The sequence below is a fragment of the Erwinia sp. AnSW2-5 genome (assembly GCF_045107195.1).
Lineage (GTDB): Bacteria > Pseudomonadota > Gammaproteobacteria > Enterobacterales > Enterobacteriaceae > Erwinia.
On the sequence record NZ_JBJGXA010000018.1, the window covers coordinates 180,810 to 195,104 of the forward strand.

19 protein-coding genes are annotated in these 14,295 nt (G+C 50.8%); 1 reads left to right on the top strand and 18 read right to left on the bottom strand.

Going from position 1 to position 14,295, the window contains the following annotated elements; translation table 11 throughout:
* Positions 1 to 31: 31 nt before the first annotated feature.
* The 6 genes from ACFL9S_RS15100 to ACFL9S_RS15125 form a co-directional block, all read right to left on the bottom strand.
* A complete protein-coding gene (locus ACFL9S_RS15100; protein WP_405262708.1) occupies positions 32 to 2,692 on the bottom strand; it encodes a tape measure protein in 2,661 nt (886 codons plus the stop codon).
* A 58-nt stretch (positions 2,693 to 2,750) separates the two neighbouring features.
* Complete coding sequence (locus ACFL9S_RS15105; protein ID WP_405262709.1) at positions 2,751 to 3,050, bottom strand: lipoprotein; 300 nt, start codon at positions 3,048 to 3,050, stop codon at positions 2,751 to 2,753.
* Between the two features lie 14 nt (positions 3,051 to 3,064).
* A complete protein-coding gene (locus ACFL9S_RS15110) occupies positions 3,065 to 3,406 on the bottom strand; it encodes a hypothetical protein (RefSeq protein WP_405262710.1) in 342 nt (113 codons plus the stop codon).
* Between the two features lie 117 nt (positions 3,407 to 3,523).
* Positions 3,524 to 4,315 carry an ORF6N domain-containing protein gene (locus ACFL9S_RS15115; protein ID WP_405262711.1) on the bottom strand — a complete coding sequence of 264 codons (792 nt, stop codon included), beginning with the start codon at positions 4,313 to 4,315 and terminating at the stop codon, positions 3,524 to 3,526.
* A 77-nt stretch (positions 4,316 to 4,392) separates the two neighbouring features.
* Positions 4,393 to 5,019, bottom strand: a complete 627-nt coding sequence (locus tag ACFL9S_RS15120; protein WP_405262712.1) for a BRO family protein — start codon at positions 5,017 to 5,019, stop codon at positions 4,393 to 4,395.
* Positions 5,020 to 5,092: 73 nt separating this feature from the next.
* A complete protein-coding gene (locus ACFL9S_RS15125; RefSeq protein WP_405262713.1) occupies positions 5,093 to 5,266 on the bottom strand; it encodes an Arc family DNA-binding protein in 174 nt (57 codons plus the stop codon).
* A gap of 124 nt (positions 5,267 to 5,390) precedes the next feature.
* Here ACFL9S_RS15125 and ACFL9S_RS15130 point away from each other — a divergent pair, with 124 nt between their 5' ends.
* Positions 5,391 to 5,804, top strand: coding sequence for a TraY domain-containing protein (locus tag ACFL9S_RS15130; protein ID WP_405262714.1), 414 nt, complete (start codon positions 5,391 to 5,393; stop codon positions 5,802 to 5,804).
* A gap of 5 nt (positions 5,805 to 5,809) precedes the next feature.
* Here the strand turns inward: ACFL9S_RS15130 and ACFL9S_RS15135 are convergent, their stop codons facing one another.
* The 12 genes from ACFL9S_RS15135 to ACFL9S_RS15190 form a co-directional block, all read right to left on the bottom strand.
* Complete coding sequence (locus ACFL9S_RS15135) at positions 5,810 to 6,484, bottom strand: DUF6246 family protein (protein ID WP_405262715.1); 675 nt, start codon at positions 6,482 to 6,484, stop codon at positions 5,810 to 5,812.
* 59 nt (positions 6,485 to 6,543) lie between these two features.
* Positions 6,544 to 7,287: an Ig domain-containing protein gene (locus ACFL9S_RS15140; protein WP_405262716.1), complete on the bottom strand. Its 744-nt coding sequence runs from the start codon at positions 7,285 to 7,287 to the stop codon at positions 6,544 to 6,546.
* A gap of 18 nt (positions 7,288 to 7,305) precedes the next feature.
* Complete coding sequence (locus tag ACFL9S_RS15145; RefSeq protein WP_405262717.1) at positions 7,306 to 7,698, bottom strand: hypothetical protein; 393 nt, start codon at positions 7,696 to 7,698, stop codon at positions 7,306 to 7,308.
* Positions 7,695 to 8,063 carry an HK97 gp10 family phage protein gene (locus tag ACFL9S_RS15150; RefSeq protein WP_405262718.1) on the bottom strand — a complete coding sequence of 123 codons (369 nt, stop codon included), beginning with the start codon at positions 8,061 to 8,063 and terminating at the stop codon, positions 7,695 to 7,697. The genes ACFL9S_RS15145 and ACFL9S_RS15150 overlap by 4 nt, the downstream gene beginning before the upstream one ends.
* A gap of 1 nt (position 8,064) precedes the next feature.
* Positions 8,065 to 8,412, bottom strand: coding sequence for a hypothetical protein (locus tag ACFL9S_RS15155; RefSeq protein ID WP_405262719.1), 348 nt, complete (start codon positions 8,410 to 8,412; stop codon positions 8,065 to 8,067).
* Between the two features lie 168 nt (positions 8,413 to 8,580).
* The gene (locus tag ACFL9S_RS15160) at positions 8,581 to 8,979 is read right to left on the bottom strand and encodes a hypothetical protein (RefSeq protein ID WP_405262720.1); all 399 of its coding nucleotides are present in this window, start codon (positions 8,977 to 8,979) and stop codon (positions 8,581 to 8,583) included.
* Between the two features lie 56 nt (positions 8,980 to 9,035).
* On the bottom strand, positions 9,036 to 9,326 hold the full coding sequence (locus tag ACFL9S_RS15165) for a hypothetical protein (RefSeq protein WP_405262721.1): 291 nt from the start codon (positions 9,324 to 9,326) through the stop codon (positions 9,036 to 9,038).
* Between the two features lie 10 nt (positions 9,327 to 9,336).
* Positions 9,337 to 10,434: a major capsid protein gene (locus tag ACFL9S_RS15170; protein WP_405262722.1), complete on the bottom strand. Its 1,098-nt coding sequence runs from the start codon at positions 10,432 to 10,434 to the stop codon at positions 9,337 to 9,339.
* Between the two features lie 14 nt (positions 10,435 to 10,448).
* Positions 10,449 to 10,901, bottom strand: a complete 453-nt coding sequence (locus tag ACFL9S_RS15175; protein WP_405262723.1) for a hypothetical protein — start codon at positions 10,899 to 10,901, stop codon at positions 10,449 to 10,451.
* Positions 10,901 to 12,175: a hypothetical protein gene (locus ACFL9S_RS15180; RefSeq protein ID WP_405262724.1), complete on the bottom strand. Its 1,275-nt coding sequence runs from the start codon at positions 12,173 to 12,175 to the stop codon at positions 10,901 to 10,903. The genes ACFL9S_RS15175 and ACFL9S_RS15180 overlap by 1 nt, the downstream gene beginning before the upstream one ends.
* Before the next feature lie 9 nt (positions 12,176 to 12,184).
* A complete protein-coding gene (locus tag ACFL9S_RS15185; RefSeq protein ID WP_405262734.1) occupies positions 12,185 to 13,138 on the bottom strand; it encodes a phage minor head protein in 954 nt (317 codons plus the stop codon).
* Positions 13,092 to 14,295 (bottom strand): anti-CBASS protein Acb1 family protein (locus ACFL9S_RS15190; RefSeq protein ID WP_405262725.1); only part of this gene is annotated, 1,204 nt, incomplete at its 5' end. The genes ACFL9S_RS15190 and ACFL9S_RS15185, both read right to left, overlap by 47 nt.

Sequence of the window (14,295 nt, forward strand, 5' to 3'; positions counted from 1 at the left end):
ATTGAGGCTGAATTATATCAGCTCAAAAATATTACTTCCTGCCCTGAAGCATGCCTTTTGGTCTGGTGCTTTGGTCTCTGATTATCAGCATTGTGTCTGTTTTCCATGCCTGCCGTAGCTTCTTAATAGTGGCATCATCCAGGCCATTTGTAGTGTTCACTGTCAGGTTCATCACCTGGCTCAGTGACGTCCCTCCACCACCGCCACCCATCATGTCCTTATTGCTGATCACCTTGCCGTTGTCACCGGGAATCATGTACTGCTTACCAGTGCTTGCCTGGTAGATTTCCGGCTTGCCACCCTCGCCTACTTGGTACATTGAGCCAGCGCTTACAGGGCCGCCGTTCTTACGCGCTCCAGCTATTGCCATTGTTTGGGCTGTTGTCATTGCGGTGGTGTAACCTGTCAACCCTGCGGCCGCAGCACCTCCTGACGTTGCAATTGATGCTGCCATTGCCGCTGGTGACCATGCTGCCAACAATGTGGCTGCTGAAGCTATGCCTGATGCAGTTGAAGCAGCTAGCGCGGCCGTTGCAGTTGCCTGGTTCGACAAGATTGCTGAGGTTTGCGCAGTTTGACCTATCATCTGCGCTTTAACCCATTCAAGCCCCATTTGAACAATACTGCTAACGACACTATTCAGTATGGTTGAGCCAATGTTTGCGAAAGCTTCACTTAGACTTTGAGTGCCATTCAGAAGTCCGGTTATCGCATTGCTAGCCCCACCTTGCAGAGAGTCTATGGCGCTACCTAGGAGCTGGTTCGCTTCGTTCTGACTCTCCCATATCTGCCAGGCAGCGTTAATGCGAGCCTGTTCGTACTGTGTGTTAGCCGCATTCATCAGGGAGATTGATTGCTGTTGAGTGATTATCTTTTGCTGTTCAAACTGCTTAATAAGCTCCAGTTTCTGGGCGTTCTCGTTAGCCAGTGCTTGTACTGGGTCAACAGTGCCAGCTGCTGCCTTCTCAGGAGTGACAACTTGCTCCGATCTAATCTTAGCGAGATTAACTTGATGCTGCTTGGCGAGTTGTTCTGACGTGGCATCTGCCTGCTGCTGAGTAATCTTCTTAGCATTCAGCGCTGTTTTTAGGTCTTCGACATCCTGCTTATAGTTTGCGCTCTCCCTAGCTTCTGGTAATAACTTCTCGGCAGCCGCTTGAGCGCGGATAGCATTTCCTGTGTCCCATTTAGTTGCCGCATATTTGCCAGCTAGCTCGATGTCTTCCTTGGTGGCAGCGCTTCCCAGCGATTGCTGCGCAGTCAGAATTGCCTGTTCGCGGCTTAGCTCTCTTGTAGAGTCAGCAGACAACGAAGCCTGTTCTTTAAGCGCTGTCAGCTTCTCTGCGATCGACTCAGCTTGTGATGCTGACTTCTTACCCTCGGCATTATTGGTCTTCTGTGCCTGAGTATTTCGGTAAATTTCTGCGTATTGGTCCTGAAGAGATTTAACCCGCGGGTCGTTGCTTTTAATGCCAGCGTCTTCAGCGTCATACTGAGCTTGCAGCCTTGCGCGGGCTTCACCTTCGAGTTTGGAAAGTTCGATTCGGCGCTGTGATTTCTTAATCAGGTCATCTTGCTTCGGATTGGCAGTGCCAGCACCTTTTACTGCTATTGGCCTGTTGGCTTCTTCCATATCCTTGGCCGCTTTAGCGCGGATATGAGCAATTTCCCCTTCGACCTGCTTAAGCTTGCTGGCTGCTTCCCCCCTTCTCTGCTGGAAGATCGTGTCAGACTCATACCAGCGCTGCCCGTCCTTAAGCTCTTCGTTATACTCTTTTTGGAGGGAGATAAGTTTGGGCATGCGGGAGGAATCTCCCACATTCTTGTTGTAGAAATTGAGGTTATTGGCAACAGACTGCATCAGACCTGCCAGATCTTGGGTTAGCCCTATAGACTGATTGAGGTCGTTAATCATGTTTTTGAAAGCGACATCAAGGCTATTTTTTGCGCGGTCTACCGTCACTGGCATCTTGTCGAATTCGGTATTTACGTTCGCAGCCTGCTTCTGGATCGCGTTTAGTGCATCCTCGGCTGTCAGCTTTCCTTCCAGCATACGCTGACGCAACTGCCCAAGTGACAAACCGAGGCCAGCAGCCATCTGCCGTGCCAGTTCCGGCATGTTCTCCAGAACAGAGTTGAATTCCTCCGCCCTCACAATGCCACCGGCTATCGACTGCCCGAACTGACGCAGCGCATTTGACATCTCTTCCGCAGATGAACCACCAACCACGCCAATTTTCTGAAGCGTGTCGGTCAGCATCAGAACCTGGCCGTTAGTTGCGCCTGCCTCTTTCAGGCTGGCTGTCAGAGTTTCCCAAAGCTTTTCTGTACTGGCGAGACTGTTACCAGTATTCGCGGCGATTGTGGATAGCGATGCCATGGTTGTTTTGGCTTCATCTAGGCTGCCACTCAATCTGGTGACTCTCGCCTGAAGCATTGTCATATCATCGGCAATTTCAATCAGCTTGAGAGCTGCCTGAACGGTTATATATCCTTTTACAGCAGATGCCAGAGTGCTAAATCCCCCACCCAAATTACCAGCATCCTTTTCAAGTTTGTTCATGATTGAGCCAGTTTTATTGGCTGAGTTTTGAGTCTGCTGAAGCTGTTGATTTACCTCCCTGTTTGCATCAACCAACTTTTTGGTTTCCATCTCTATCTCGATAAAAATATCACCAACTTTCTCTGACATGCTGATCTCCAGGCGTAAAAAAACCCCGCCGAAGCGAGGTCTTTATGATGTTCTTATTTTAGAATTTTGAGCGAGTCACTGCGTAGTTCTCAACTTTTCCGTCATGCGTTTTTATGCTCAACACCTTTGCGTCCGCGCCGCCGAAACCATTTGATATGCTGTAAGTCCACATCATCGTTTCGTTGCCATCTGAATCAAATGTCGAGGTTGACGGCTCACCAAAGTAAGAGATTAGCTCTTGCTTGGTGGTTACTCCTTTTTGAACGTTCGCCAGTTTGTTCTCGTCGAAATTATTACCAACATAAACACAACCCGTGAGCAGTAACGCCACTACTGTGCCAAAAAAAACTTTCTTCATACTCCATCCCCTCATTATGCAGCCCATCCTTCTGATTTCATTTTTCTTTCAATTGTATCCAGTTTATCAAATTCTTTTTGTCGGCGCAGAATGACAGCATATTGCCTATATCCATGGTGAGACGGAGCAAAGAATTCGCCTTTTGAGTACATTTGTGGGTTCTGCTTAAGTGCATCTATCGCAAGAGGGGATAATGCGATTTGTTGCTCACAGAGGGATATCGCTGTCTTCAGGTGTTTAGGATCAGCGCGAAGTTTGTAGTGTTTTTTTATCTGCTCTTGCAGGCTAAAGTGGGTTTTCAAAATCATATCAGGGCTTAAGTGCCTGAGCCCATCTAACCATTCTTCCTCGGTCATATCCCTATCCCCATTCATAAGTATGGCGATAATCCTAAAGGGAAGCTGATGCAATGGGAAGCAAGAAAACCCGCGAGTGCGGGTTTGGTGTGTATGTACCGACAAAGTTTTTGTAGGTTAGAAAATCTTTTTCAAGTCGACGCCGTATACGGCAAGCCATGCATCACGCGGCCATGATTTTACGGTGCCAAAGCGCTTGTCCTCAACATCGTGCGGCTCTGCTCCATTCTCACGGCACCACTTACGCAGCGGCTGCCATTTAAATTCCCTCCCGGTTTTCTTCTCTACCGGGATGATGGCGGCAAACTTACGCCCTTCGCCCATGCGCTCTGCCAGTTTATTTTTCTCTCGCACTGCGACGGATGCAGTAACCATTGCAGTAACTTCCCGCTTTTCAGCGATCCAGAGTTTTTCTTTTACGGCACGGTCTCTCTGCTCAGTGACAACACGGTTTTCCTTAACCTTGAGAAGAAGGTCTTCAAGCGCCGCTTCGTAGGTAAGCGGAATTCCGATTGTGGGCGCCGGGCGGAAGTAAGACTCCTCCATTCGCTCAAAGAAATTCCAGGCTTCATCGGTGTCGACGATTTTTGACATCCGGGCGGCGCCTTTCTCTGTCCAGACGGTGACACTTCTGGCCCGTTTACCAACAGAGTAACTATCGTTTACTCTGTTCTTAAATTCCTTTAATTCTGAGCCAGTTAGCAGGAAGTAATGCCTTCCATCTTCAAAGCGCTCAAGGTTGCGAGATAGGTTATTCCGAATGTTTACTTCATCAGTACCGTAACCCCGAGCCAAAACCTCAGTTGTTACAACACGAACACCTTCCCATTCGATAACTGGAAGCATATCAGGATCGACAGGTGGTGTTTGTTTTGCTACATTTACAGCAGTTGATGTTGATTGTTGCATTCTAATCTCCAATCAGTAGTAACAGAACCCGCCAGCCCATCTGGCGGTTTTTCTTTTTGCGCCATCCCATACGCCAATCAGTGAATCTCCTTTGTACCGCGTAATTTCCTGAACATGCCTTCAGCGTTCACTACAGCCCTGTCCGTCTTGTCCAGATTTGCAGCCTCACGCAAAAGCGCATCTCTTGTACCTTGCGTGAAGAATCGCGTCTCATGTGCCATATCGTAAAACGTCCCTGAGAACTCTGACCGCAACTGCTTGAGCGCCGGGTAAACTTCTTTGCTAACCCGTTGCGTTTTCTCCATCCACAGCTGCATGTAGCAGAGATTAACCACTTCCTCGTCGCTAAATTGTTTGGCGATTGGAGAGTGCGCCACTTCGCGATCTAGAATATCCAACACCCAGCGACGGAACTCTTTGGCTACTGGAGTGCGTGCGAACATTGCTATCAGGTGAGCGCCACGAAGAGAGAAGACACGCACCTTTTTACGGTAGTTGCCTGTGGTACTCACTTCGAGTACCTGAGTCATACCGCTGGTGAACTCGTCAGCGGACTTGTTGTAAATCATGGTTACAGCACGGCTGTTGGAATACTCCAGCGCTTTCGCCAGGTCGGATGATGTAAGCCATGTCCCTGTAATGTTTGAAACAGGAATGAGTGCTTTACCGTGGAAGTTCAGATCTGATTTAGCTACAATGTTCATGTTGGTTTTCTCACAAGGGTTACTGACAAAAGAAGCCCCGTTAGTGTTAGCGCACTGCGGGGTTTCGCCATTTCTAGCACTCTTCAACTCTCTTCCCTTTAACTCGATTCATTCTTTCTGTTAGTAATTTCAGTATCTCGCCGTTAAGAGATCGTGAATTTTTCCCTGCCTCCTGCTCATACCAAGCCCTAACCTCCGCTGGCATTCTCAATGGGTAAGGGGATGATCTTGACACCTTATGAATCATATGGACTCCTTATTTTATAAATAAAAGCTCAGATACGCCAAGATAGTGGATCACTTGGACTCACTTGTCAACGTCGCCTGTCGTAAATAGAATGCATAGAGATGAATCAAAAGGAGTCACACTGATGTCAAGAATAGCCCCATATCCGCTTAGGATGGCTCCAGAGATCAGAGAGAATTTAGAGAAAGAAGCTGAAAAGTCGAAGCGGAGCCTTCAGCAAGAAATTTTATTTAGGCTGGATAAATTTCAGCAAATAGAAAATCTCTTGGCTTCATCTCTATCTGATAATGAAGACGTATTCATGCAGGTCGCCAATGCTTTACGCATGGCTAAGGTCTCAGAATCACGCGCTGAGGAAATCCAGAATCTTAAGAAAAGAATTGAAAGTCTTATGTCATCTGTGAAGCTCACTGAGACTGACCGTTTTATGACAATCAGTAGCAATATTGAGTCAATTGAAGTAGCGCTAAAAAAAATTATATCTGTAATGCCAGATGGGTACATTGAAGAGAAGAATGGCGTTAAAAAGCCCACCTGAGTGGACTACGCGGCCTTGGCTCTGCGCCGAGCCTGCCTTGCAAGAAAGTCATCTGCTGTTGCTTCATACTCTTCTCTAGTGAACCCCTTCTGATCCGGATATTTGGCAGCCAGCATCATTTGAAACTCGGTCATCGATAGCTGCTCCGCTTCATCCCGACTTATACCGAAGTGGTTACGTGCGGCGCTGATGTACTCGAAGGCGTTGAACTCGGTTGTAGCCTGGTTGCTTTCGTGGCGCTGTAGCTGGCGAACCTTCGCTTTGCCGATGATGCCGTGGGTGATGAGTGACTGAGCAATGAGCACCATCTCAACAGCTGGCATCAAGCCTTTGCGGTAGACGAACGTCCATTTCCCAGACTTGCCGGGGATAATCTCTCCGATTAGCCGTGACAGGTCACGCTCGCAGCAGGCAGCCAGTACGCTCATTGCTGCCAGCGTTGCAGGTTTGCCAATTTCTCTGCGGCTCACGTGGGCCAACAGCCATGCTGGAATGGTGCCGTATGCATCAAGACCGCGCTGAAGCAGTGGTGTTACCTCATCGTTATGCAGATCATAGAACGCCTGCACAATCTCCTGTGGCTCACCGATGCGGCTCATGGCGGCGAATGATGGCCGGAAGAAATACTCGTCCTCACCAGCAGTAATCAGGCACTCGCCAATCTCTTTGTAAGGTGTCATGGGTTAATCCGGTAACAGACATTTTCGGGGCCACCAGGCGGAAGCCCCTGAAATGGCAATTATGCGGTGATAGTTGCCGCAGTAGAGCCAGTAAAAGCACCATCAGTGGATGTGAAGGTGATTGTTGCAGTCCCGGCTGCAACACCAGTAACCAGCCCGGTAGAGCTGACCGTTGCTTTTGTCGCGTCAGAGGTTGTCCAGGTGCCGGATTTATCTGTTGCATCAGATGGAAGGACGGTAGCTGTTAACTGGCGGGTCGCGCCAACAGCCAGTGAGGTTGTCGCGGGTGCAACAGTGACGCCTGTAGCAGGTACGGCTTCATCTGTGTCCAGAACCTGAATAGTGCTTGCATCTGCCACCTTGAACTCCGTAGAGAACGTGATGATGTCGTTGCTCCCACCATCAGAGCTGAGTGCGTTGATCAGCATGTAGCCTTGGAATGTGACAGCACCAAATTCCATGCGAACCCATAAGGTAGGCTGGCGTGCGGCCTGAATCTCTGTGTTGAAGTATTTAATCAGGCGAAAGACGCCGTATTGGTCGAGCTTGTCATTGCGTCTAACTTCACCTTCAAATGAGATTGTCAGGTCCGCATTGGTGACAATGTTTTCGACATAGCCTTTTGTGTCGTCAGCATCTGAGCTGACTGAGTTTGGGCTGAGGTCGAATCCCTTGCTGGTTCCAGCAGCCAGAGCTTTCCACTCCGACTCCTGCGGCACTACATCGGCGCAGCCATCGGCTACTTCGAGCACAATGGCGCGGCCAAACAACGCCGTGTTGTCTGATGGGCAATTTTCTGCCATGGGTAATTCCTCTTTTGATTAAATTTCGCCGTAAGAACAGGCAAATTGCAGACGCCAGACCATTCGGCCCTCAGTAGTGAGGATTGGTGATGGTATGCCGCCCATGTTTGTGATTTGGCCGACGCAAGGGTCGCTGATGGGGTTTTGCTGCACGTAGTCGATGATGGCCTGCACGTCTGTTTCTGACTTAGCGTAATCGCCGGATGATTTCCCGGTGATAAGGTCAACCAGCACGTAGTGGTCAGAGCCGATATCTCGGTCTACTGGTGTGCCTCCATTAGGCCGGAATACCAGGAATCGCTGCTTCAGGTCACTCGTGTCAGTCCACATGAGAGACTGAACTGTGTAGCCGGCAGCCAGTCCAGCGCCGACCAGTAGGTTTTTGACGCGTTGGTGCATCGGAGGGGTCACAGTGCCATCTCCTTTTTAATCGTGCGGTCGATGAGTTCGCGTGTATCTTCGAAGCCTTTAGTCAGGAACTCTTTCTGTGCGGTAGCTCGCCGGAAGGTCTGCGGCACGTTCGGGTCATGAACATAAACCGCATAGTTTGCGGAGTAGCCCACGCGCCCGGTGAGCCGCGTACCTTTGACGTCCAGTTCACGAAACTGACTGTTGATTAGCGTTGAAGTGTCGATGGGCGTGTACAGTGCTGCTTGTGATGAGCCGATAATCAGCGCGCTCTGCAACGCCCTCACAGCCTTGCGCCCCTGAATATCATCCACCAGGCGATTGAGGTTCTGCTTGGCTTCCCGCACACCTTTAATTTTCACGCCCATATCAGACTCCAGTCAGAATTGCGAAGTCGTCAGCGGTTCGCTCGAAGGTATCCGCATACCGGATGACCTGCATCACCTCGTCAGCGCCAGCGGCCAGCGGGTCAGCTTCAGTCGATTCTCCAATCAGCAGATAGTCACCCTTCTTGGCTTCGGAAAACTCAGTCCAGAAAGTGTTTTTCACCACGATTTCAGTACCGATACTACCTATCCTCGCAGACAGTCCACCCTGGTAATCGCACATGATTACTTCGGGCGCTGACCATCCAAGAGAATCGCCATATTCGTCAACTCCCAGGCTGCGCCATATGCTACATGGCGCGGTGTATGACCAATTAGCTGTAGATGACATGTCATTCCCTCCAGCTCACGACAGTGGGATTCTCAGCAGCAATGCGTGGGCAGTTAATACGCCACTCACCCGCCGCGTTCACATAAGCAGTCGTTTCCTTCCCGCTATCCGTTTTCACCCAGACACGCTGGAAATTTCGGGGTAGGCGCTCTGATACTGGTATCGACATCAATCACCCCCACACATGCAGCTACCCTTGCCAATCCAGATGCCAGCAAAGACCTTCTGAGTTGGGTCTGGAGGAATAAGTGATGCGGCGCATCCGAACTTATCCAGGCCTCTTAGCAGTCCGAGTGAACCTTTCCATCGATCTGCAAACGAACCGTATCGGAATGACCTCGACGCACCAGACGGGGCTGACTGAGAGCTGATATATTTATCGCCCTGCCCCAGCCCCATCAGTCCTAGCAGATACATCTGAATGAGTATCGCAGTAGCTGCCGGGTAGTTAGCATCCAGACATTCCTGAATGCTGTTGGCCTGCTCTACCAGTGCGGCGAGAATGAAGTCGGGCAATGTGATGCCCTGGCTCTCCAGATACTCTTTTGCCTGTTCCTGGGTAACCATGAAAACCTCTCAGCCCCGCCGAAACAGGGCATAAAAAACCGCCTTAGCGGCGGCTGTTATTCTGCTGGAAAAAGCTTTTCAAGTTCGCCATCCGGCAGTAGCTCCGAGAGCTTTTCTGCACCCAGGTTACCTTTGAACTCAATACCAAGCTCAGCTAGGCGGTCGGCAATAACCTCTTTTCGAGACTTGCCTTCGCTTTTGGCGCTTGGGGTAGCTGGTGACAGTTCGCCCGACTTACTACCAATCAGGCGAACATGCGAGGCTAAAGCCGGGTGCAACTCACCAATCTCAACGGTCTGGCCTTGTGATACCCCATGCCATGGCTTAATTACTTCGTATTTAGACATACACGCCCCCTTACGCCAGTACGGCGCCGTAAACAACACCGCCCAGGCCTTCACCATCACGCTTAACCGAGATGCCTTCAGCAGACATGATCTGGTTGTTGTAGTTGCTCTGCGGCATCAGGCGAGGCAGCGGAACGATACCAACAGCCATGCCAATCAGCGGAGAAACCACATCCTGACGGCGTTCATAGCCCAGGAACTCGTTACCCGCCAGGGCATAAGTCATCTGGATGGATTTAGCCGGGATAAACTTGGAGATGGCATCGAAGACGGTGCCGCTTACCATGGCATTAGTGCCGCCGTTGATATCAATCAGGTACGGCTTTGACATGTTCGCCCAGATCTCAGCACTCACCCACAGCTTGTCGTAAGCAGTGACCTTGTTTTTTCGAGCGTTCAGGCCAAACGCTCCGGTTGGGCCAAAGAAGGCCAGCATCTGTGCCGGGGTCGCAGTTGTCAGATCGATGTTGGCACCACCTGCACCGCTACCGAGGTTGATTTTCGTGGTGTTGCGGTGATTCTTCAGCCCCTGTGCTTTGTAACCCTGCACAGAGATTGCGGCATTGCCGTTGAGATAGTAGGAGACGCGCTTTTTGTGGAACTTACGCATTTTTGATGCCTGCGAGTCCAGCATCAAGTCGATGCCGACTGTGCTCAACCCTGCGGCATGTCGCCAGTTGACACCGTAACCAGCGGTAAATACTGGAATCGGGTCGCCATCACTATCGTATTCAGTGTGGTCGAATGAATACGGTGCCTGACCATCAATGCTGATCGACACATCATCAGCAATATCACCAGTGACGCTGTACAGTTTCGCAGTCTTGCCGATTGGCAGGATTGTCTGAACAGACATCAAGTCGTTGACGATTTCCATGCCAGTTTCCTGATCGCGCATCTGAATTACCTGGCGGTCAAGCTCGGCCCAGAATTCGCGAGTGAATCCGCCAACAGCATTAGCTGCGAGCATTTCAGGAGTCATACTGGTGCGATAGGAATTCACCATCATGTCGTGATGCTGGTTCCAGATATTACGGTTGGCCCACAACTCACTCCAGTGTCCCTGCAGTCGGCTGTTTGCTGCCAGTGTTTCAGCGGTAAAATACATTGTGTTTCTCCTGATTACGCGCCAGAGGCTGCGGCAACGGTGCCAACGCGCATACGAACGCGAATAAAGTCGGTAGAACTGGCGGCAATGGTCGCTTCGTCCTGGCTGTAGCCGATCACCGTGTCAGTGTCTGCTGTGGCAATGGTGAACTGACCAGCAGTTCCCAGCTTGATCGGGGTGTCTTTTTTGTAAGCTCCAGCCACACAAAGCAATGCCAGCTCGCGACCTTCCTCCACGTAGTTGCCCACAGCTGAATCACCAACCGGTACGGCCTCGGTAATTTTTAGCCCTTGGTGATATGCAACATCGATAATGTAAATTCGTCCACGCAATGCAGTTGCCTGCGCAAACTGATCGCTGGAGTTAATAACAGCAGCTGTGCCAGGAAGTAGAGCTGCTGCGGTAGCGCGGGTTTCGGTCTTGTACAGAGACTGACCATCAATATTTACTCGACGATAACGTGCCATTACGCAGCACCTCCGAAGTAGGATTTAGGATCTGGCGCACCAGTTGGGGCCTGATTGTTTGCTGAATTAGCGCCCAATGGGGCTGGCGATCCGATGCTCTTGTGCATTGCTTCAAGCGCTTCGCCTGACAGTGCATTTGCAACGACTTCTCCATGCACAGCTGCAACTGCTGCGCGCTTAGTAGCTTCTTCTGCGCGTGAGTTAGCGGTAAGTGAATCAGTCAATGTTTTCTGGTTAGCCTGAATGACTGCCAGTACTTCTGTAATCGGCTTTAGCGACGCTTCGTTGTTTGCAGTAATGGCGCTGCTGACGATATTGCCGATCTGGTCGAGCTCTTCTTTGGTCAAAGGCATATCGCCCTCCGTTTGGTGGTTTGCTGCAGGTTGCTCCTGCGGTGTGAAAAGTGATTTAAATTTGTTAGCTGCGATTGCTACCCAGGATTCCTGCCTGGTGACTTTTTCCCCGGTATCATCGAATGTGATCTTCCCGCCATCAGAGGTGTAACCGTAAACTTGAGCATCACCTCCGTTACGGATGATGATTGCCTGAGATTCAGTGAAGTCAGCGATCCATGCATAATCATCTGGCCCGGTGGCAAATTTATCGCGTGCAGCTTTCTCCAGGCGGCGCTCACGCTCTCGGTATGACTCGCCAATCAGCGCGCCAGAATTAACCTTCATCGGTGTAGCAAGGTCGGCATTGACCATCAGACCAACACCCTGCTCTGGTGTCGCGGCACCAACTTCGTGCAGCAGGATGGCGTCATGATCCATCGCGTGAATCTTAACAACGTGGTTAGCACCCATAGCTTTCTGTTCGTCGGTGGCGGGCATCTGGTCGCGGAAAACCGCAACACTGGTATGGATTGGCGGGACATCCTCCCCACGCTCGATAGCCTCAACGCGCTGGATGAGTTCCCGACCGTTCTCGCTCTCATTGGCCTTTAGCACATCAACCCATTTCTCAACGTATATGCGATTACCGGACTTTTTGACGTTTCGATTCCACGCGCCTGCATAACCAACGTTGATTCCCTCTGGTGAGAATGCGGAAACGAACTGCCCGTTTACTGTTGGGTGTCCCAGTGGAGCCAGTGTCCCCTCAAGCCCCTGGTAGTGCGCATCAATCTCTGACTCTGGATAGAGCTCGTTATTCATAATGACGTTTGCCGGGAGTGTATAGCTGGGGATGACGATGTGATCGCGACCGTTGTACACCTCTCGGCGAATAGACTGGCTATTCACCTTTGCGGTGATATTGACTTGCATTGGCATGGTTTGACCTCAGGCTGCCTTTGCGCAGCAATGACATTTTGATTTGTTGGTGGCTAATTTCTGCCACTGAGTCTGGAATTCTTTGCGGGCAGCATCGATGGCTTTGGCGTTAAGAGGATTACCCTTTTCATCAACCAGAGTTTCAACCTGTGTGCATTTGCAGTTGATGGAGTTCGCTCCGGTCGCATACCACTCTCGCACCTCTTCCACCGTATAAAGGTGGGCATGGCGTATGGCATGGGTTTGCCGCGTTGTCGGGCTGAGAGCAGAATAATGCAGAAGCATAATCCGCAGGCCAAGACCACCCCTCGCGTCTTCCGCCTCATCCCACCGAGCGCGACGCAGAGCTGTCGTTATTTCTGTACGGGCGATAGTGTTGGCACGCCGGGATTCAATCCCGACCTGGTCTCGAAGATTTCTGGCAACCTCACGAGGATTCAAGCCACGCCCAACCCCGTCAGTTAGCACGCGGGCCATGTCTCGCTTAATTTCAGCGGTGAAACCCTTCATCTCCTCAAATACACGGGCATAAACCAGTGAGAGTCGGCGCTGATAGGGCGCACTCAGCAGAAGCGCCTGGAATGATTCACGGCTGGCTGCATAAACTGCGGACTGCTGGCTGAGATTGGCGTAAGCCTGCGCCGTTCCCCTGGTTGCTGCCGGTTCGATATATCCTTCAGTCAGCCACAGGTTATTCTGGTCGCCTTCTAGCAACACAGAGTCAACCAGCAGGCTGGCATCATTCAGGATCATATTGAGTAGCAGGGGGTCGAGCTGATATTCGTATTTGGCGTTAACTGCTAGTGAGGTGGGGATTCTTTCTAATGCTGCGGCGTACGCGTTGACAATATTCTTTATGCGCCTAGCGAAGTCTTTCATAGCACGGCGCTCTAACCTGTCGACTCCGGTCGGGTCTTTAGGATTTCCCGGTAGTATCGGAGGTTTCGGTATCTTCGTCTTCATCATCCTCCCCTAATGGCTCCGTCGAACCCTCATGCCCGGCAGCAACTCGAATCTCTTCTCCGGTGAAGGCCACCTGACCTGTTGCGATCAGCGCGGTGTTAATTTGTGCCATCTTGACAGCGCTATCCAACTTCTCTGAAGAAGACTGTTCATTTAGGTCATCCCAAATTACAGTCTTCTCGCTAACAGGCTTGATAATGTCGAGGCCGATCAACTTATCGGTGAAGTCTTCAATGTCGTAAGAAAGCTCACCCTCACGGCGCGACTGGCAGCGACCATTCATGTACTTCTGGTCTTCAGTGCTGGCGCGCTCACCTGTCTGCATACCAACAAGAACTTTGGCAGGTATATCCACGCCAGCGGCAGCCGTCTGAAGGTTAACGTCATACGTTGGTGATGGGTCAGCAACGGAAGTAACCAGCGGAGTTACAGTCGCCCCCTGAGTTGTCAGAAGAACGTCATTACCCCGGTTAACCTCAAGTGCTGCCTCATTGAACTTATCCTGAAGCTCGTCGACTGCGACTCCGTACATAGATGCCAGATTGTTGAAGTCGATTTCTTTTTCGAAGTTAACATTCAACTGTCGTGCGGCGTTTTTCAGGAATGATTCGCCAGAACCTCCCTCGACTTTCTCCAGGCTGACAAATGCGTTATATGACGGCTCAAGAAAGCCAATGGCATCTTCTGAATAGTCGCCCAGAATGAATACGCGATCAGGATGTATCTGCACGCGGCGAACGCCACCATTAGTCAGCCTCTCCGTGTACTCCCACATAATGGGCTCACCGTAGGTGACCGAATTGATGTTCTCGTCAAGCTTGTAAGGCTTAAGCGCTCCAGCCCAAACCGGGGTTATTTTCGCCAGTCCACGACCTTTGGTAGCGGGCAGGTTCCAGGCTTTGTTATCGCGAATGTGAAGAAGGATGCCAGACCAGCGACCAACCAGGCGCCGTGCATCGGCCTGCGCAAAAACACGCCAAAATCGGCTGGTGAATACTGACTTGTTAGACCGTTCCCAGACAGTGACTTTCTTCGCCTTATCCTGCTTATCACCCTCAATGATTTCAGGGTAGGTCTTCCAGCAGTGAGTGATGATCTTGGTCACTGCACCGTGCGCAATTCCGCCGCGCCGATACTGAAGTGGTTTACTGAATTTG